Raw genomic sequence first — 17,353 nt, forward strand, 5'->3', positions numbered from 1 at the left:
TGGCTCCGCGACCTCGCCTCAGGCGGAGAAGCGCAGATCGACCGTCGAGAGCTCGCCGATCGCCTGCTGGTCGAGGGTGACGCCGAGCCCGGCGCCGGCCGGCAAAGCGGATGACCCGCCATCGACCGGCGGCAGACCGGGCTGCGCCAGCGACCAGAACAGCGGCGTCTCGTCGAGCTGCATTTCCAGCATGCTGAAGCCCGGCAGGGCGGCGCAGAGCTGGAGGCTCGCGGCGTGGCAGATCGGCCCGGTCGGATTATGCGGGGAGACGGCGATGCCGCGCTCGGCAAGCCGTTCGGCGGTGCGCAGCATCTCGTCGACGCCACCGACATATTTCATGTCCGGCATCATCACGTCATAGGCGTCGGCATAGGCGAGGAAGGCCGGGGCGCCGGTGAACTCCTCGAGCCCGGCGAGCAGCGTATCACGCGCATTCAGCGTCTTGCGCATCGCTGCGAGTGCCGGGATCTGCCGGGGTTCCTCGACCACCGGGCATTCGAGCCAGTAGAGCCCGAAGGGGCGGATGGCCTCGACGAGCCGCGCCGACAGGGCCTCGCCGAAGCGCCAATGGCAATCGACCATCAGACGCCGGTCCGGGCCGAGCGCCTCCCTAACGGCGGCAATCCGGGCGATGCCCGCATCCAGTGCCTTCCGACCTTCGGCATCGTCGCGCAAAGCGGGGCCGACCTCGTCGAAGGGCGCGATCTTCACCGCCTGAAAGCCGCGGGCGATGGCATGCGCGGCGCTCGCCCCGAAGCCGGCGGGCGAACGGTCGCGGGTGCGGCGGTTGATATTGGCATAGAGCGGGATATGGGCCGCCGCATCGCCGCCGAGCCGGCTCGCGAGGCCGACGCCTTCGGCCCGCGCGGCGGCATCGCAGCGCGCGACGTCGAGCGCGGTGCGCAAAGCCGCGACCGGCAACGGCGGCGGCACGTCGAGGCCGGGCAGCGGCGCGCCGGCGAGCCAGCGCGGCAGGTTTTCGACGGCGGCATCGAGCAGCGCCCGCTCGCGCCCGGCAAGGCTCGCCTCGCCGACGCCCTCGGCGCCCGAAGCACAGCGGATCTCGACAAAGGACCACAGCGTCTTGTCGGTGATCCGGGCGATGCTGAGCCGCACCTGCCTGATCGGATCGTCGAGAACTTGCATCACGCCAGGCTTTCTCCGCGCTGCGCCATCAGGTCCAGCAGGTCCTGGCGCGTCTTGGTGACATGGGCCGCGGTCATGATCCCGCAGGCTTCGGCATCGCCGTCGCGCAGCGCCCGCAGAATATGCTCGTGGTCGCTGGCGACGCCGCCGAGGCGCTCCGGGCGATAGCCCAGCCGCGACCAGAGCGCCGCCAGCAGCAGCCAGTGGCGATCGAGCACCGCAAGGCCCTCGCCATTGCCCGCCGCCTCGTAGATCCGGCGATGGAAGCGCTGGTTGATCTCGACGCCCTGCGCGTAGTCGCCGCGCCGCACGCTGGCCAGCCGGGCCTCCTCCAGCGCCGCGACCTCGGCCAGCCGATCGCGCGTCATCGCCTGGGTCGCCTGGCGGGCGAGCGCGACCTCGACCGCGATGCGGACCGTGAAGAGATGCTCGACAAGGCGCCGGTCGACCGTGACGACACGCGCGCCCTTGTTGGTCTCGGAGACGACGAGGCCTTCGCCGGCGAGGCTGCGCAGAGCCTCGCGGACCGGCATATGGCTCGATCTGTAGCGGCTGGCGAGCTCGTCGATGCGCAGGCGGGCGCCGAAGGCGAGGCCGCCGGCGACGATGTCGTCCCGGATCCAGTCCTTGACCGAGTCGGCGCGGCTTTGGGTGGTCTGCATTGATTTGATCAAAAGAGTGAGTTACGCATCCTGTCAATCCAATAAATAGCTTTGCTTTTGATCATGTCTGGAGGAGCGCAATGAGAAGGATCGGCATCGGGATGGCATTCGGGCTGGTCGCGGCCCTCGGCTGCACCAGCATGGCGGGCTCCGCCTCGGCCCAGCAATGGCCGGAACGCCAGGTGACGATCATCGTGCCGAGCGCGCCTGGCGACGGCTCGGACATCGCCGCCCGGCTGATCGCCGAGAAGCTGAAGAGCGCGCTCGGCCAGCCCTTCGTGATCGAGAACCGGCTCGGCGCCGGCGGCGTCGTCGGCTCGGCGGCGGCGGCCCGGGCTGCGCCCGACGGCTACACCTTCATCATGGGCAATGCCGGCTCGCACGGGATCAACGCCGCGACCTATGCCAACATCCCCTACGATGTGATGCGCGACTTCACGCCGGTCTCGCTGGTCTACAAGGCGCCGAACATCTTCATCGCCAGCACCAAGCTGCCGGTGAAGTCGATGGCCGAGCTGATCAGCTATGCGAAGGCCAATCCGGGCAAGCTCAGCTACGCCTCGGGCGGCAGCGGCTCCTCGGCGCATATGAACAGCGAATATCTCAAGGTCCTGACCGGGATCGAGGCGACGCATGTGCCCTATCGCGGCGCCGGCCCGGCGCTGAACGACATCGTCTCCGGCCAGGTCGAGTTCATGGCGGTGAACCTGCCGCCGGCGATCGGCCTCGTCACCAGCGGCCAGGTCACGCCGCTCGCCGTCACGACGGCCAAGCGCGCACCCGCCTTGCCGAACGTGCCGACCGTCGCCGAGTCGGGCTTTGCCGGCTATGAGACCGTCGCCTGGTTCGGCCTGCTCGGCCCGCAGGGCGTGCCTCCGGCGATCGTCGAGCGCCTGCATGCCGAGATCGTCAAGGCCTGCGCCGACACGCAGATCCAGGAGAAGCTCGCCGTGCTCGGCGGCGAGACGGTCTGCAACTCGCCGGCCGAGTTCAAGAGCTTCCTGGCCGCCGACATCGCGCGCTGGAAGGACGTGGCCGGCAAGGCCGGCGTGACCCTGCAAGCGCAATAGGGCGGCTCACTGCCAGCCAGAGCCTTTCCGCGTTCCCTCGAAGCGCGGAAAGGCCGCCATCATCCGTGCTGTCGCATGAGCTTTACGCGAGCCGGCACTGCCCCTGGCTCGACAAATGCGCTTGAGGGCGGAAGAGGCAGCAGGTCCGACCGCGATCCGATCGCGCCGCCGCGGTTATTCCGGGGATCGCCGGACCGCCCCCCCGGCGCAGGCGATATCCAGAGCGCCACAGCGGTCCGCGCCCGCAATGACGAGGCTCGGGATAGATCGGTCCGGGAAAGGGAAGATGGAGCGGGCGATCGGGATCGAACCGACGACATTCAGCTTGGGAGCGGCCCCAACCGTCTGAGCCGCCCAGCCCACGTTCCCGTTTTCTGTCGAACGCCGGTGCCTCGAGCTTACCCCCAGCCGACCCGCATGCTGCCTCCGGACATCAGCGCTGCCGGGCCGCCCTTCGGAACGCCACGCGCCACGATCTTCAAGCTATCGTCCGGCAGCTGCCGCTGCAGGTAGCTGGCCACCGTCGACGCCTTCTTCCTCCAACGCGCCAAGACGCGTCGCAAGCGGCCGGCGCCCGGCCAGCGTGTGCCAGCTCCTTCCGACGGCCGGGCGGGCTTCCCGTCCGGTCCTTGCCATCGGCAACCGCGGCCACCTATACAAAGCCGGATCGACGCCAAGGATTCGTCATGATTACGCTCGATGAAGATGCGCTCAAGGCCGCCGCGGCCACCGTAGAGTTGCAGGACGAAGCCTATCTGGACCCAGACGAGGCCGCGGAAATCCGCCTTGCGCAAGCTAGAGCAGTTGTCACATCCTATATGAGGGAACTAGCCGCGCAGTCGGGGTTCACGAATGCTATCGCTGTCGCCGCGAACATAGCCGAGGCGTATTCCGATTTGTGCAGAGAGAAGGCCACGGTGTGGGCTCCGCAGAATCAGGAACTATCGGTCCGCTACCAACAGGCGGCGGAAGCGTGCGATGAAGTAGCGGGTAAAATCAGATCCAGCGCAGAAATCTCTCTGGCTAACTAAATAATATTCTATCACACCTGATATGCGGCGAGCTGATTTAACAATATTTAGATTGATTTGGCTTCCCCGGAGCATCATTCCGCTTGATCTAGAGGCGTTCGATGACCTAGGGAGAGCGCGCTCTATCGCCGCAAGCGTGCGATCGATGCAAGATTGGGTAGGACTATGAATGACGGATTGATTGCTATCGAGCGCAGGTGCAAAATATCTCTTGTTCGCGCGACGCAGAGCCAAGCCGATGGTGAGGCACCTCGCGAGGTGGGGATAGCCAGCATCCTTGCAATGGGTCGCTGTCGAAACCGGCTCTAGGCTCTGAACTCAATCGGGTTGCGGTTGGTTTGCTCGGCTGATTCAAAGTCTCTGCTGTTGTGGAGGCATGGATGGGCAAGTCGCTGACTTGGTTAAGCGATGCGGAGTGGGAGCGGATCGAGCCGTTTCTGCCGCGCGGTCGCTGTGGAGCCCGGCGTGTGGATGATCGCCGGGTAATCTCGGGGATCGTGCATATGCTGCGGATCGGGGCGCGCTGGCGCGATTGCCCGCCGGAGTATGGCCCCTACACGACCATCTACAATCGCTTTCACCGCTGGAGCCGACAGGGCGTCTGGTTTGCGGTGTTCGAGGCGTTGACCGGCCACAGCGGCGCGTGGGGTGCGGTCGCGATCGATTCCACCAGCATCAAGGTCCACCGCTCGGCGGCCGGCGCAAAAGGGGGGCCTTCGTACAAGGCATCGGCACCTCGCGCGGCGGACGTACCAGCAAGATCCACGGACTGACCGATCTCGCCGGACGGCCGCGCATCCTGTTGATTTCGCCGGGCAACACGTCCGACATGACGATGGCACCAGCTCTGATCGAAGCGGCGCGCGGTCGCTTCGACAAGCTGATCGCCGACCGCGGCTATGACACCAATGCCATCCGTGCCGCGATCCAGCAGCAGGGTGCCGAGGTTGTCATCCCCGCTACGCGCAGCCGCAAGGCCCCGATCCCTTACGACCGTAACGCCTATCGCAACCGCAACCTCGTCGAACGCCTCTGGTGCAGGCTGAAAGACTGGCGCCGCATCGCGACCCGCTACGACAAGCTCGCCACCAACTTCATGGCAGGCGTCTTCATCGCAGCTGCAATCACCTTCTGGTGTGATTGAGTCCCGAGCCTAAGCCCAACATTCATTGGAGTGTCCCCGCGACAAGCGGGGCCGGCTGGCCCGGCCGGTAGGATTCTTGCGGAGTAGCGGATGTATCAAGTCAGCGTGCTCATACCGGCCTTCAATGCTGAAGACACAATCGAACGCGCTGTTAGGTCCGTTGAGGACCAGACTTGGACCGGTGAGGTCGAGATTGTTGTTTGCGATGACGGGTCGACCGATCGAACGCAGGATATTCTCAAGGGTCTGCAACGTCATAACCAGCACATCACTGTCGTCGCAAACGACGGCAATCGAGGACGCCCTGCCACACGAAATCATCTGCTTCGAGCAGCAAAAGGCGATTTGATCACCTGGCTTGACGCAGATGATGCCAAGTATCCTGATATGATTCGTTTGCAGGTTGACAAATTTTTCAAAACGCGGCGAGCGCGTGGACACGAACGCTTTATTGTTTACACGAACTATGATTGGGATTTCCCCGGCAGGCGAGAGGTCAAGCTCATTGCCCCGACGTCGACGAGAGACCCGGTCAAGGCCCTGCTGGACGGCTCGTTCGGCGCTTACTTGTGGACCACGCTCTGCAAGCGAGCGGCATTGGCACATGGTCTTCCATTTGATGAGAATTTGCCGCGGCTCCAGGATCTCGACGTTTTCCTGAGATGCGCAGGTGCTGGCATCGAGTTCCACAAGGTCGATTCGGACGATGCGCTGTGCAAGTACAACAAGGAAGATCGCGGGCGTAATTCCGCGGAGGTCGAGCGATGCTTTGCCATAATCCGGCAGAAGCATCGCTACCTTATCGATCTCTACGATGAAAAATACGAAGCCGAGTTAAAGCATAAGCACCTAGGTGTCGCCGCGCGATTTGCACGGTCAAACGGCGATTTCATGCGTGCCCACGGCTACGCCTTCAGGCGTAGTGTAGCCCGCCGCATCAGCAATTGGCTGCCACGATAAATGACTGTCTGGATTATCGCTAAGCCGCGTCTACGATTCTATGACGCGATCGACGTGTTCATGATGCGGCTGGCCGACCTGCCGGGATCTCGATCATTCGTCATGAAGCCGAGCTACGTTTCGAGTTCAGGCTCGATGAACCACGATGAGCTCTTCGCCAAGCTCATGACCGGGGATGCCGCCAAAGAGGACCCCTTCGTTGAGAATTTTCTCGAGATATTCAATAGCCAGACCGCAAGAAGCCAGTTCTCGCCGCTGGTCACCAACCGGCTTCTGTCGCCGATACTGCCGCGGGATATCGAGCCTGGCGCACCGATCCGGCGCAAGTTGAGAAACCGCCTTGAAAATCTCTTGGGGCAGTTGCGGGGGAAGTTCAACGGAAAGCTCAACTGCCTGATTATGCTTCCAAACGCATCCGACTATGCTACTTCGGTGCGGCTCGGGTCCATGTTGGCGGATGGATACCCATCAGAGCGCGCAGAAGCAGTGGTTGCCAGCTTGACTGAATCGCTGAATTTCAGCGAGTATAAGATCATGGAATCTGGTGTATTCGACGAAGTTCGTCGGGTGGTCGTTCCTACCGGCGCCTCATTTTCTTACCTATACTGGTTTCTGAAATCTATCGACATTCCATTACCGGGCGTGATACCGACCGAGATGCTAAAGCCGACAGAGATTTTGGACTTTTATATGTTCGAAGCTCTCATGTCGCGAAAGGTACGCGGCGAATTGATTTCCGCTCGCCCCTCTCAGCGCAGTCGATCAGCACTGGAATTCCGATCCATCATCGAAGCCCTTGCCTACACCCACAAGGCTCACTCCGAGCCCGAGCCTCGTCATCTCGAGGCATTGGCAAATCCTGAAATCGATACGTCGCGGTTCACGCTGCTGGACGCCATCCGGATGGATGATGCGTCACGCCAGAACTTTCTGTGGCGCGCCGGGGATCAATAATGACGCACCACGTTACGTTGTGTATCCAGAAAATCACTGGCTTGAGCGGAGGCGCCGAGAAGGTCCTTATCGACCTGGCCAATGAGCTCGATCAGCGCGGCCACCGCGTTGACATTCTCTGCTATGAAAACCTCGGCGGCGAACCCTTCTACAAACTCCGCCGAGGGGTGCATGTCCGTAACATCAAGCCGTTCGATGAGCGCCGCCGTTCGCGCAATTGGCGAGCCAGCGTGCGTGAGGCATCGATCGAGCGTGTGATAGAGCGCGGGATCCAGGTGCTCGACCGCATTCCGATCGTTTCGCGGCTGGTTTGGCGACAGAGATATCGCTTGATGATCTCCCGCATCCGGCAGCACATCGACTGGCACCAGCCAGATGTCATGATCCCCTTTATGCCTGGGATGTTCCCCTATGTCGTCGCGGCCCGAAGGTCGGCCAAACACAAGCCAGCGATCGTCATCTCAAACCATAATCTCCCCGAAGCGGACTACGCTTCGCTGGAGCGATGGGATCGCAATCTGTACGATCGCTCGTTTCGGCGTAAGGCGCTGAAGGAAGTCGAGGCGTCCGTCGTTCTGCTTCCCGAGTACAAGATTTGGTTCTCCAAACGGGAGCAGACCAACATCGCCGTCATTGGCAATGCCACATACCCTACGTCCGAGCCGCTCAGCGAAGATGGACGAGAGAACGTTTTCATTGCGATTGGTCGACTGACAAAAACCAAAAACCATGAGGTCCTTATCCGCGCGTTTGCGCAGATCGCGCACATTGTTCCGGACTGGAAACTGAAAATTTTCGGGATTGGACCCCTCGAAAGCGATCTGATGACGCTCATCGAAGAGTTAGATTTGACCGAACGGGTCCTTCTGATGGGGAAAAGCGACCAGATTCCGAGGGAGCTAGCCCGTGCGAAAGTCATGGTCCTTTCTTCGCTGCACGAAGGCTTCCCGCTCGTTATCGGAGAGGCCGCCATCTCGGGCGTGCCAACGATCGGCTTCTCTGATTGCAGTGGTGTCAACCGCCTGATCTCGCACCAAGTTACTGGCTTACTCGTCGATGCTCAGCCGAATGATCGCCCAAAAGAGCTGGCCCGGGCGATGCTCCAGCTTGCGACCGATGAGCAATTGCGCAAACGCTTCTCCGACGACGCTAAAAAGCTCGCGGAGACCGGTGATTATAGCCCAAAGCAGGTGTTTGATAGCTGGTCTGAACTCGTTCAAAGAGCTGCCGAAAAGCGCGGATTGCAAGGGAAGCTGCAGGATCTGCCATGGAAGGCCACGGTCCCTACTTCAACAGGTGAAGACGCTTAGTCCCCCGGCTTCGTCCGAGCCATTGAGTTGGTTTCGCCCGCGACCTTCGTGCGCAAGGGATCGCGGCAGCCTTAGTGCGATCACCCGTGTAGTCGTGGCGGAGCTCCGATCATAGAAAAGCCGCTTCGGGGCCGCTGGCTGCGCGAGGAAGCTTTCAGACGGGAGGTCACGTGAGGTCGATTCTCTTAGTAATCACGCTCTTGGCCGCCGCACCCGCTTGGGTTTGCGCGCAGTCAGTTCCGAACGGTCAGGCTCAGATCCTCGACGGCCCTCGTTGCTCCGCCACGATCGGATCCGGCGGAAATCTTAAGCTTCCATCCGGCGAGACGTTACAGGGCAAATGCGAGGGCGCAGGAACTACTCCGGTCTTAACGGAGGGAGGGCGCGTGATCGAGTTCACGATCCGCAGCGACCGGAGCACTGAGAAGGATCGGACCGAGCTTGCCTTCACGGAGAAGAAGTCGCGCTTCCAGTTCGGCAGGCTGTACGCAGTGTCATTCGATGTGGAAATGCCCCCATCCGGCGTTACGAATGATTTCTTCTACGTGGCGCAGTTCTGGCAGAGCCCGACCAAGCCGCCGATCGCCGGGGTGCGCGTTCAACGGGGTCTATCCGGTAAGGCTACAGTAATGGCGCGCGGCGATGGCTCTCCGCCTGAAGGCAAATCAATCGCGGAAGTCGACCTGCGTCCAGACGCATGGGTGAGCGTCGCTATCCGGATTAAGGTCGCACCAGGAGATGGTAGCTGTATCGAGGCCACGATCGATGGCGTGGCGGCTCCAAGGTGGTGCGGCTCGATCGGCTATGCTGACGACAAGGACGCCATGCCTTGGTATCGCTTCAAGTTTGGAATCTACAAGGGCTCGGAGCCTGGCAAACAGTTCCGGGTGCGCTTCAGAAACATCTCGATCCGCGCGATTGGTTGAAGCGGCTGGCCAACTAAGCTGGCTCGCCGAGCGAAGCCAGGGGGGCAGTTGAGGTAAGAGGTCGAAAGCGGGCAGCTTCCTTGCAGGGGCGAGGTGATCGCTGGAGGGGCTGACAGGTGACCCGAGTCCCTGATCCTCCTCCAGATTTAGGTAGAGTCCGTCACTCACGGAGACGGACGATGCGCCCCTCACGATTCTAGGGATGTGCAGATCATCGGGATGCTGAAGGAGCAGGAGGCTGGAGCTGCGACGGCGGATCTCTGCCGCGAGCACGGCATCTCCTCGGCGACCTTCTACAGGTTCAAGGCGAAGTATAGCGGGATGAACGTGTCGGATGCGCGTCGACTGAAGACCCTCGAGGATGAGAATGCCCGCCTGAAGAAGCTGCTGACCGAACAGATGCTCGACAACGCGATCCTGAAGGATGTCGCCGCAAAAAATGGTGACGCCCGATGCGAAGCGGAAGGCGGTGGCTCATGCCTGCACGGTGCATGCAGTGAGCCAGCGTCGGGCGTGCCTGACCTTGAAGATCGACCGCTCGACGGCGCGCTACGCGAGCACCCGGCCGGACGATGGCCTGTCGCGCGAGGTGAGGAAGGCCGTGGCAGGAGAGCGCCGGCAGTTCGGCTACCGCAGGATCCAAATCATGCTGGAGGCCCGCAGCGCCATCACCTCATGGAAGGAGGACGACAATCGGCGCCGACCCCACTCGGCCCTCGACAACATGACGCCCGCCGAGTTCGCCCTCAAATCCACGCTGGAAAACAGGCCGCTTAACGCCAGAAATCAAACTCAGGACTCTCCCTCAGGTCGGAGGAGAAAAGGATCTCAGGTCACTGAGCGTCAGCGTACGTCTTAGATTGCTCCGGGCAAAGAAAATCCGCACCGAGGCTGCCTGGAGTACTGGAGGAGTCACTTGCAGATAAGAGCATGGATGCGAAATATCGTTACGTCATGCCATGAGGGTCAAATGAGCGCTGCACCCCAAATGGAGCCGGCTAAGCCGCCCACTTGCAACGTTTGTGGCGGGGGCGTCTTCCTCCCGTTCTGCGGGAGAAAGACTGCACGCTGTGCGGACTGCGGCTCGATGGTGCGCACGAGGCTGTTGAAGATGATATTAGATCAAGAGGGGTTGCTGAAGTTGGGTCAGACGGTCTTTCATGCGGCGCCCGAGTCTGGGATAGGTCAGTTTATTAAGAAGGTGGTCGGAGACGGTTACAAGGCTTACGACCTCAACCCACGGATGGTCCCGGCTGGATTCGACTTTAAAGATTTCAATATAATTACCGATGCGCCAGGCCTCCCATCAAAGAGTACGAAATTATCCTTCACAGCCATGTTATAGAATATTTCTCCTGTGATATTATTTCAATCACTTAGTGTCTAAATAAGGCACTCAAATCTGATGTTAAACACATTTTTTGTCACAATCTTACAATGTATTAGGCGTATGACTTCGTTAAACGATGTCATAACATAAAATATTGGGCCGTTTTGATTATGTTTGTCTGCTCGAAAGACTAGATTTTGATAAATCTTCTTGAATCGCGTTCAATCTTAGGCACTTTCACGTTGATGGAGGCATCAGAAACACGATGGAAAACGTATTTTACTCTCCAGAACGACTTCCAAAATTGGAAAACAATACATTTTTTCTTCAGAAAAGGAACCTTAGACTGAGATAAGATCTCTCGACCCTCCAAGTCGGAAAGCCGCAGCCGAAAAACGGCGTCAATGAAGGCCCGGCTGGAGGCTGCACGCATTGCCGAATCTGTTGATCGCGATCGCCCGCTGTCGCATCATGCAGCTTGCTTCAAAGGGACTGACTACATGACTGGACTAAATTTGGCTCAAGGCTGCTCCGCAACGCAGAGCTCTACGTCGAAGTGGTCGACGAGCCAGCATCCGGATATCGACGCATTGATTGCTGTGAATGGCCGTATCTCTGACGATTTTATTCATTCAGGAGCAGAAGTAAATCCCTGGTGGCAGGTAGATCTTGGTGGCGTTCACTCAATTAGCGAGGTGATCATCTATAATCGAGATACCTTCCAATCGAGATTGCGACACTTCTCGGTGCTAACCTCGCTGGATGGAATTTATTGGAATGTAGCCTATAAGAAATATTCTGACCAAGTATTTAATGAGTATACTTCAAAAATGCATAGCGGGACCGCGGCGCGTTATGTCCGAGTGCGGCTAGATGGGCCTGGACCGCTTCATTTTCGTCAGTGTGAGGTTTTTGGCGAGCCTCTTGATCCGGAGCTCTCTGAACAACTTCTTGCCGAGAACGCCGGGAACAACGCACCTCCAGATGGTCGCGCTGGCAAAATCGTGCAAGTAGGCGATTTTCGCATCTTCGTTGATCGCGAATATGATCGAGCGATTCAATCGTCACTCCTATCGGGAAACTACGAAGCACGGGAGCGCAAGCTCATCCCGTCGATCCTGCGACCCACCGACCGGGTCCTTGAAGTCGGGACAGCAATCGGCTCCGTGACGATGATGCTCGCTGCAGTCGTCGGCGCTCAGAACGTCGTGACCTTCGATGCGAATCCCGCCGTCGTCAAAGATGCAATTGACAATTTTAAGCGGAATGGCCTGCGCGACATTGTGGCCCGGACGGGAGTCTTGAAGAATCGCTCTAAATACACGGCCAACGAAGAGGTGGATTTCTTTATATCTCGAGCGTTTTGGGCCTCTCGGCTGGACGCCGACATTAATGATAAGAATATAATTGGGTCCGTTAAGGTTCCCGCATTCTGTCTTGAAGACGAAATTTCGTCTCGCGGAATAAATGTTATTGTGTGCGATATCGAAGGCGGAGAGGTAGATCTATTTATTGGGTCAGATCTAACCGGAATTAGGCTTGTGTTTGTAGAAACGCACTACTGGTCTGTTGGCATCGAGGCTACTGATCGTATGGTCAAATATCTAATCGACCAAGGATTTGGGATCGACCTCGGCATTTCTGGAGGGCACTGCACCGTCTTTCGCCGCGACTGCGAGATACCGGCCCGTCCGGCGCAGATGGGTTCTAAGAAGAGAGCACGAAAGAAATGACCGTGGGGATCATCGTGCCGATCTGATCGGAAGGCCGAGGATGATGTCGGGCTGACTTGACCCGACATCGATCCCGATACCCCCGACGAAGAAGGTTAAACGACTGAATTACCGCTAGAGCATCGGACCTTTAATCTAATGCCTATCTTGCCTGCCTGAAAAGGTTTCTGCATTCGACTGGTGATGTGAGCTGGCAGATGTCTCCGACGGCCTACCAGAGGGCGTCGTATGTTCTTGGGACGTTGCGCCTGAGATGGACCTTGAGCTTTGCGCAGGCCAACTCGATCGGATGCAGGTCCGGGCTGTAGGGCGGCAGGAAGAGGAACCATGCGCCCTTGTCTGCGAGGCATTGGGCGGCGTGGGGGGCTCTTATGGACGGCGAGATTGTCGAGGATGACGATATCGCTCTTCGACAGCATCGGTGCGAGCTGGCTCGACGTAGAGGTCGAAGGCGGTGCGATCCATGGCCTTGTCGACGACCCATGGTGCAGTCAGTCCGTTGCAATGCAGGCCGGCTATGAAGCTTTGGGTTCGCCAGCGCCCGAAGGGCGCCGAGGCGGGCAGCCTTTCGGGGATACGACAGCGCGACGTGATCAGCGAATGGCTGCCGGTTCCCGCCAGCGAAGAGCCTACCAGCATCGTCCTGCGCGGTCGGCGCGGCAAGAGCTGGCGGCGCTGGAACAACGGCCTGACTTGGGCCAATCTCGGCAAGGATCTCGAAGGAAACGACGAAGACCGGCCCCCTGGTCTCGCACGATCTGAAGCTGTTTCCGCTCACCATGGCTCTGCTGGCCAAGATCCCGGGTGAGCAGCGCATCGGCGCTCTGATCGTCGATGAGACAGCCGGCCGGCCCTATGCCGAATTCGCGTACGCTCACGACTGGCGCGAGGTCGCGCGGGAGGCGCACATTCCCGACACGGTCTGGAACAGCGACGCCCGGGCCGGTGCCATCGCCGAGGCAGAAGACGCCGAGGTCGATCTCGACACGATCCGCGGCGCCGTCGGACATGCGCAGGTCTCGACGGCGTCCCGCTACTCGCGCGGCGCGATCGGCAAGAACCGGGCGGTCGCAAGGCGCGAACGCGCATCGGGGCGACGAGAACAGCCGCTGAACAGGCTTGGGGAACGCGATAGGGAACGCTGGGACGCGAGTTCAACGGTAGGCCGTCGTAACCTACTGACGTTCCAAGAGGTTTTTGGAGCGGGCGATCGGGATCGAACCGACGACATTCAGCTTGGGAAGCTGACGTTCTACCACTGAACTACGCCCGCGCGCCCGTCGATATAGCCGGGCCTATGTGCCGGCCGCAAGCGGGCAGGCACAATATTCTCGACATTTGCGCGAGGCAGGCGCGACGGGCGATCCGACACGCCTGCATGACGGGCTTACCAGCAGCCGTAATAGCCGCAGCCGTAATAGCCGTAATGGCGGCGCGACGAGGCGGCGATGACCGCGCCGCCGACGGCGCCGGCGACGACGCCGGCCGCGACCGCGTTGCTGGCCTGGGCGTTGGAGCGACGGAAGCTCTGGAAGACGTCGCTGCGGCAGCGCTCGAAAGCGCGCGTGCCAGGACGATGACCGGCATCGAGGCAGACGGTGTCGGCCTCGGCCGCCGATTGCTCGACGGTCTGGCAGCCGGCGAGCCCGGCCGCGAGAACGCCGGCGATGATGAGCGCGCGCATGGGAAAATCCTTCCTCTGTAAATAGATGGCCATGAAAGCCATGGAGCGGATGGGCGTCAGAAACACCCCCGCCGGTGACACGGACATGAACGCGCCGCCGATCGCAGACCGACGTCGCAAGCGGTACTTGGCGCCATTTGACACGAAATCGCCATTTTGTCGCCAGCGCGCCCGCGGATCGGACAGGAGATCGGGATTCGCAGCTAACAAACGATTGGGCTGGCCGTGCAGGTGAGCGGCCATTTTCGTCAGAACCGCCGCACGTCCCAACGGACGCGAACCGGCGATCCTTCTCCTTATCGAGGCATCACACCCCTCCGAAAAGCGGAGCCCACTTTTCGGTCCGCCGCGCTAGCTGCGGAAATGCTTGGAGAGCTTCAGGGCCTGGCCCTGGTAGTTGGAGGTACCGATCGCGCCATAGAGTGCATCGGGCTCGGTCGCCATCTTCTCGAAGGCGAGCCGGCCGACGACCTGGCCGTCCTCCAGCACGAAGGGCACCTCATGGCTGCGCACTTCAAGCACGCCGCGGCTGCCGGGCGCGCCATCGGCGCCGACCCCGAAGCCGGGATCGAAGAAGCCGGCATAGTGGACCCGGAACTCGCCCATGCTCGGATCGATCGGCGCCATCTCGGCGGCAAAGCCCGCCGGGATGTGCAGGCGCTCCTTCGAGGCGAGGATGTAGAACTGGTGGGGATCAAGGATCAGGCGCTTGCGGCCCCTGGTGTAGAGCGGCGTCCAGAAATCCTCGACGGCGTACTGGCCGACGCGATCGACATCGATCACATCGGTGAAGCGCTGAGCCTGGTAGCCGATGATCTCGTCGTCGCTGGCGCCGGCGAGATGGATGCGAAAGACGAGGCCGTTGCGGATCGTCGCCGGTCCGTCGACCAGCGGCGTGCGCTCATGGACGAGGCGCAGATCCCGGTCCGAAACCCGAAAGCCCGAGGCCTCCTCCTGGCCCCCGCCACGGCGGCGGAAGCGGAGCTGGTTGAGCCGGCTGCCCTTGCGAACCTTGATCGAGAAGCTCGACGGCGAGATCTCGGCGTAAAGCTTGCCGGAATAGCCGCCGGCGACGCTGTCGAAGACCTCGCTGCGATCGGCGATCAGCCGCGTGAAGACGTCGAGCCGCCCGGTCGAGCTCTTCGGATTGGCGAAGGCCGAGATCGTTGCCGGCAGGTCGACAAGCGACTCCATCAGCTCGACGACATAGACGCAGTTCTTCTCGAGGATGGCGCCGTTCTCGAGCGAGACCTCGTCCTGGGCGAGATCCTCGAGCACCTGCTCGACGCTCTTGTTCAGCCCGGGCAGGAAGCTGGCGCGGACGCGATAGGCCTTGTCGCCAAGGCGCAGATCGAGGCTCGCCGGCTGGTACTGGCTCTCGGCGATCACGCCCGAGATCGAGCGCACCATGCCGCGGCCGACGAGGGTGCGGATGTCCTGGCGCGGCAGCACGCCGGACTTACCGCTGAGCGAGGCGGAGGCCGGCTCCGCGAGCTCGGTCGGCATGTCGGAGGATGTCACCATTGGACCGAACCTCTAAACAGGCGGCGATCATACAGCAAGCCCACGGCCTTCGCGCCTGCGAGACCGTTTTCGCGCCAGTTGTCCACGCCGGAAACGCGCCGGCGCAGCGCCGTGCCCGCGCTTCGCGCTTGAGCCGGGAGCCGGCTCCGGGGCATAACGGCTGAACGACATCCGGCGGGAGAAGACCGCGCCTGCGGGCACGGAGCCTCAGATCATGTACCAGGCCGAAACCCATGGCGTGCGGGTCACCGTCTCGCCAAGATTCATGGAGGCGGAGTCGACGCCGGCGCAGGGCCGCTATTTCTGGGCCTATACGATCGAGATCGTGAACCTCTCCGACCATGCCATGCAATTGATGACGCGGCACTGGGTGATCACCGATGGCCGCGGCGAGGTCCATGAAGTCCGTGGCGAGGGCGTCGTCGGCAAGCAGCCGGTCCTGCAGCCCGGCGAGAGCTTCAGCTACACCTCCGGCTGCCCGCTGATGACGCCCGACGGCAGCATGAGCGGCTCCTATGCCATGCTCGGCGATGACGGCACGACCCTAGAGGTCGCAGTGCCGCTGTTTCCGCTCGATTCACCTTATGTGAAGAAGGTCCTGCATTGAACGCCTCCGCACGTCCGACCGGGCAGCGCTACCAGCCGCTCGACATGCTCGCCCGGCTCGTCGCCTTCGATACGGTCAGCCACAAATCCAACCTGCCGCTGATCGACTTCGTCGAAGATTATCTGTCCGGCTGGGGGGTCGCCTCGACCCGGTTCCCGAACGCGACCGGCGACAAGGCCGCGCTGTTCGCGACGATCGGTCCACAGGATCGCGGCGGCGTGCTGCTCTCGGGCCATACCGACGTGGTTCCGGTCGAGGGCCAGGCCTGGTCGCGCGATCCCTTCACCCTGCATGTCGAGAACGGCCGGGCCTATGGCCGCGGCGCTGTCGACATGAAGGGTTTTGTCGCGCTGGCGCTGGCACTGGTACCGGACTTCCTGGCGGCCGGGCTCAAGACGCCGATCCACCTGTTCTTCTCCTATGACGAGGAGGTCACCTGCCTCGGCGTGGTCGACGGCATCGCCGAGATGGGCAAGAGCCTGCCGCGGCCGCGCGCCGTCCTCGTCGGCGAGCCAACCTCGCTCGACATCGCCGATGCGCATAAGGGCATCCGCACCTTCTTCACCGGGATCACCGGCTTCGCCGCGCATTCCTCCAAGCCGCATCTCGGCGCCAGCGCGGTCCATGCCGGCACAAGGCTGGCCGCCGAGCTGGTCCGCCTCGCCGATGAGCGCGAGATGCAGATCGACGAGAGCGGCCGGTTCGATCCGCCCTATGACACGATCCATGTCGGCAAGTTCCAGGGCGGCATCGCCCGCAACATCCTGGCCGATCGCTGCGATCTCTCCTGGGAGGTCCGCACCCTGCCCGGCTCCGATCCGGAGGCGGTGCCGGCGCGCTTCGCCGCCCTGTCGCAGGAGGTGCTCGCCCGGATGCGGAAGACCGCGCCCGGCGCTGCGATCGAGACGGTGATGAGCTCTGACGTCCCCGGCCTCGCGCCCGATCCCGGCTCGGAGGCCGAGACGCTGGCGATGCGGCTCGCCGGCCGCAACAGCACCATCGCCGTCGCCTATGCCACCGAGGCCGGGCATTTCCAGCGCGCCGGCCTGCCGACCGTGGTCTGCGGGCCCGGCTCGATCGACCAGGCGCATCAGCCGGACGAGTACATCACGCTGGAGCAGTTCTCGGCCGGCGAGGCCTTCATGCGGCGGCTGATGGAGCAGTGCCGGGCGTAAGCGATGCCGTCATGGTCGGGCTTGTCCCGACCATCCCCGTCTTTGCTTCACTGATCGAATACGGCGTTCACGGCGCGGATGCTCGCCACGAGGGCGA

Annotated in this window: 15 protein-coding genes, 1 tRNA gene and 2 pseudogenes; 13 read left to right on the forward strand and 5 right to left on the reverse strand. The window is 61.6% G+C overall.

Annotated elements, in window-relative coordinates; translation table 11 throughout:
* Positions 1 to 18: 18 nt before the first annotated feature.
* Together AC3RCC_RS01210 and AC3RCC_RS01215 are read right to left on the reverse strand one after the other, a co-directional pair.
* Positions 19 to 1,146 (reverse strand): enolase C-terminal domain-like protein, encoded by a 1,128-nt coding sequence (locus AC3RCC_RS01210; RefSeq protein ID WP_492258729.1) that lies wholly within the window; start codon positions 1,144 to 1,146, stop codon positions 19 to 21.
* On the reverse strand, positions 1,146 to 1,808 hold the full coding sequence (locus tag AC3RCC_RS01215; RefSeq protein WP_492257349.1) for a GntR family transcriptional regulator: 663 nt from the start codon (positions 1,806 to 1,808) through the stop codon (positions 1,146 to 1,148). Before AC3RCC_RS01215 ends, AC3RCC_RS01210 begins: the two co-directional genes overlap by 1 nt.
* Before the next feature lie 80 nt (positions 1,809 to 1,888).
* On the opposite strand from AC3RCC_RS01215, the gene AC3RCC_RS01220 reads away from it, so the two are divergent.
* The 11 genes and pseudogenes from AC3RCC_RS01220 (at position 1,889) to AC3RCC_RS01270 (ending at position 13,074) form a co-directional block, all read left to right on the forward strand.
* Positions 1,889 to 2,878 carry a Bug family tripartite tricarboxylate transporter substrate binding protein gene (locus AC3RCC_RS01220; protein WP_291638645.1) on the forward strand — a complete coding sequence of 330 codons (990 nt, stop codon included), beginning with the start codon at positions 1,889 to 1,891 and terminating at the stop codon, positions 2,876 to 2,878.
* 686 nt (positions 2,879 to 3,564) lie between these two features.
* Positions 3,565 to 3,909, forward strand: coding sequence for a hypothetical protein (locus AC3RCC_RS01225; protein WP_492257350.1), 345 nt, complete (start codon positions 3,565 to 3,567; stop codon positions 3,907 to 3,909).
* 380 nt (positions 3,910 to 4,289) lie between these two features.
* Positions 4,290 to 5,053: pseudogene (locus AC3RCC_RS01230) on the forward strand (IS5 family transposase).
* Between the two features lie 90 nt (positions 5,054 to 5,143).
* Positions 5,144 to 6,013, forward strand: a complete 870-nt coding sequence (locus AC3RCC_RS01235) for a glycosyltransferase family 2 protein (RefSeq protein ID WP_291638643.1) — start codon at positions 5,144 to 5,146, stop codon at positions 6,011 to 6,013.
* Positions 6,014 to 6,967, forward strand: a complete 954-nt coding sequence (locus AC3RCC_RS01240) for a hypothetical protein (RefSeq protein WP_291638642.1) — start codon at positions 6,014 to 6,016, stop codon at positions 6,965 to 6,967. It abuts the gene before it with no gap.
* Positions 6,967 to 8,277, forward strand: a complete 1,311-nt coding sequence (locus tag AC3RCC_RS01245) for a glycosyltransferase (RefSeq protein ID WP_492257351.1) — start codon at positions 6,967 to 6,969, stop codon at positions 8,275 to 8,277. Before AC3RCC_RS01240 ends, AC3RCC_RS01245 begins: the two co-directional genes overlap by 1 nt.
* 386 nt (positions 8,278 to 8,663) lie before the next feature.
* On the forward strand, positions 8,664 to 9,203 hold the full coding sequence (locus AC3RCC_RS01250) for a polysaccharide lyase family protein (RefSeq protein WP_465247518.1): 540 nt from the start codon (positions 8,664 to 8,666) through the stop codon (positions 9,201 to 9,203).
* 219 nt (positions 9,204 to 9,422) lie between these two features.
* Positions 9,423 to 9,533: pseudogene (locus AC3RCC_RS01255) on the forward strand (transposase); the annotation flags it as partial.
* A gap of 109 nt (positions 9,534 to 9,642) precedes the next feature.
* Complete coding sequence (locus AC3RCC_RS01260; RefSeq protein ID WP_492257352.1) at positions 9,643 to 10,062, forward strand: integrase core domain-containing protein; 420 nt, start codon at positions 9,643 to 9,645, stop codon at positions 10,060 to 10,062.
* 875 nt (positions 10,063 to 10,937) lie between these two features.
* Positions 10,938 to 12,266, forward strand: a complete 1,329-nt coding sequence (locus AC3RCC_RS01265; protein WP_492257353.1) for an FkbM family methyltransferase — start codon at positions 10,938 to 10,940, stop codon at positions 12,264 to 12,266.
* A gap of 517 nt (positions 12,267 to 12,783) precedes the next feature.
* Positions 12,784 to 13,074 (forward strand): hypothetical protein, encoded by a 291-nt coding sequence (locus tag AC3RCC_RS01270; protein WP_492257354.1) that lies wholly within the window; start codon positions 12,784 to 12,786, stop codon positions 13,072 to 13,074.
* 390 nt (positions 13,075 to 13,464) lie between these two features.
* Here the strand turns inward: AC3RCC_RS01270 and AC3RCC_RS01275 are convergent.
* The 3 genes from AC3RCC_RS01275 to AC3RCC_RS01285 all read right to left on the reverse strand — a co-directional run bounded on the left by AC3RCC_RS01275 (position 13,465) and on the right by AC3RCC_RS01285 (position 15,474).
* A tRNA-Gly gene (locus AC3RCC_RS01275) sits at positions 13,465 to 13,539 on the reverse strand.
* A gap of 114 nt (positions 13,540 to 13,653) precedes the next feature.
* Positions 13,654 to 14,193: a hypothetical protein gene (locus tag AC3RCC_RS01280; protein WP_492257355.1), complete on the reverse strand. Its 540-nt coding sequence runs from the start codon at positions 14,191 to 14,193 to the stop codon at positions 13,654 to 13,656.
* Positions 14,194 to 14,301: 108 nt separating this feature from the next.
* Positions 14,302 to 15,474: a 2'-deoxycytidine 5'-triphosphate deaminase gene (locus AC3RCC_RS01285; protein ID WP_492257356.1), complete on the reverse strand. Its 1,173-nt coding sequence runs from the start codon at positions 15,472 to 15,474 to the stop codon at positions 14,302 to 14,304.
* Between the two features lie 214 nt (positions 15,475 to 15,688).
* Here AC3RCC_RS01285 and apaG point away from each other — a divergent pair, with 214 nt between their 5' ends.
* The gene (apaG, locus tag AC3RCC_RS01290) at positions 15,689 to 16,081 is read left to right on the forward strand and encodes a Co2+/Mg2+ efflux protein ApaG (RefSeq protein WP_291639462.1); all 393 of its coding nucleotides are present in this window, start codon (positions 15,689 to 15,691) and stop codon (positions 16,079 to 16,081) included.
* Positions 16,078 to 17,256: an acetylornithine deacetylase gene (gene argE / locus AC3RCC_RS01295; RefSeq protein ID WP_492257357.1), complete on the forward strand. Its 1,179-nt coding sequence runs from the start codon at positions 16,078 to 16,080 to the stop codon at positions 17,254 to 17,256. The genes apaG and argE overlap by 4 nt, the downstream gene beginning before the upstream one ends.
* Positions 17,257 to 17,353: the final 97 nt, after the last annotated feature.

This window comes from Allobosea sp. GW823-FHT01F03 (assembly GCF_058798075.1).

What these genes read in the sequence shown, in the direction of transcription:
- AC3RCC_RS01225 (WP_492257350.1), top strand. Translation starts at nt 3,565, where the DNA reads ATGATTACGCTCGATGAAGATGCGCTCAAGGCCGCCGCGGCCACCGTA.
- apaG (WP_291639462.1), top strand. Translation starts at nt 15,689, where the DNA reads ATGTACCAGGCCGAAACCCATGGCGTGCGGGTCACCGTCTCGCCAAGA.
- AC3RCC_RS01215 (WP_492257349.1), bottom strand. Translation starts at nt 1,808, where the DNA reads ATGCAGACCACCCAAAGCCGCGCCGACTCGGTCAAGGACTGGATCCGG.
- AC3RCC_RS01210 (WP_492258729.1), bottom strand. Translation starts at nt 1,146, where the DNA reads ATGCAAGTTCTCGACGATCCGATCAGGCAGGTGCGGCTCAGCATCGCC.
- AC3RCC_RS01280 (WP_492257355.1), bottom strand. Translation starts at nt 14,193, where the DNA reads ATGGCCGCTCACCTGCACGGCCAGCCCAATCGTTTGTTAGCTGCGAAT.
- AC3RCC_RS01270 (WP_492257354.1), top strand. Translation starts at nt 12,784, where the DNA reads ATGAAGCTTTGGGTTCGCCAGCGCCCGAAGGGCGCCGAGGCGGGCAGC.
- AC3RCC_RS01265 (WP_492257353.1), top strand. Translation starts at nt 10,938, where the DNA reads ATGAAGGCCCGGCTGGAGGCTGCACGCATTGCCGAATCTGTTGATCGC.
- AC3RCC_RS01220 (WP_291638645.1), top strand. Translation starts at nt 1,889, where the DNA reads ATGAGAAGGATCGGCATCGGGATGGCATTCGGGCTGGTCGCGGCCCTC.
- AC3RCC_RS01235 (WP_291638643.1), top strand. Translation starts at nt 5,144, where the DNA reads ATGTATCAAGTCAGCGTGCTCATACCGGCCTTCAATGCTGAAGACACA.
- AC3RCC_RS01245 (WP_492257351.1), top strand. Translation starts at nt 6,967, where the DNA reads ATGACGCACCACGTTACGTTGTGTATCCAGAAAATCACTGGCTTGAGC.
- AC3RCC_RS01285 (WP_492257356.1), bottom strand. Translation starts at nt 15,474, where the DNA reads ATGGTGACATCCTCCGACATGCCGACCGAGCTCGCGGAGCCGGCCTCC.
- AC3RCC_RS01240 (WP_291638642.1), top strand. Translation starts at nt 6,014, where the DNA reads ATGACTGTCTGGATTATCGCTAAGCCGCGTCTACGATTCTATGACGCG.
- AC3RCC_RS01260 (WP_492257352.1), top strand. Translation starts at nt 9,643, where the DNA reads ATGGTGACGCCCGATGCGAAGCGGAAGGCGGTGGCTCATGCCTGCACG.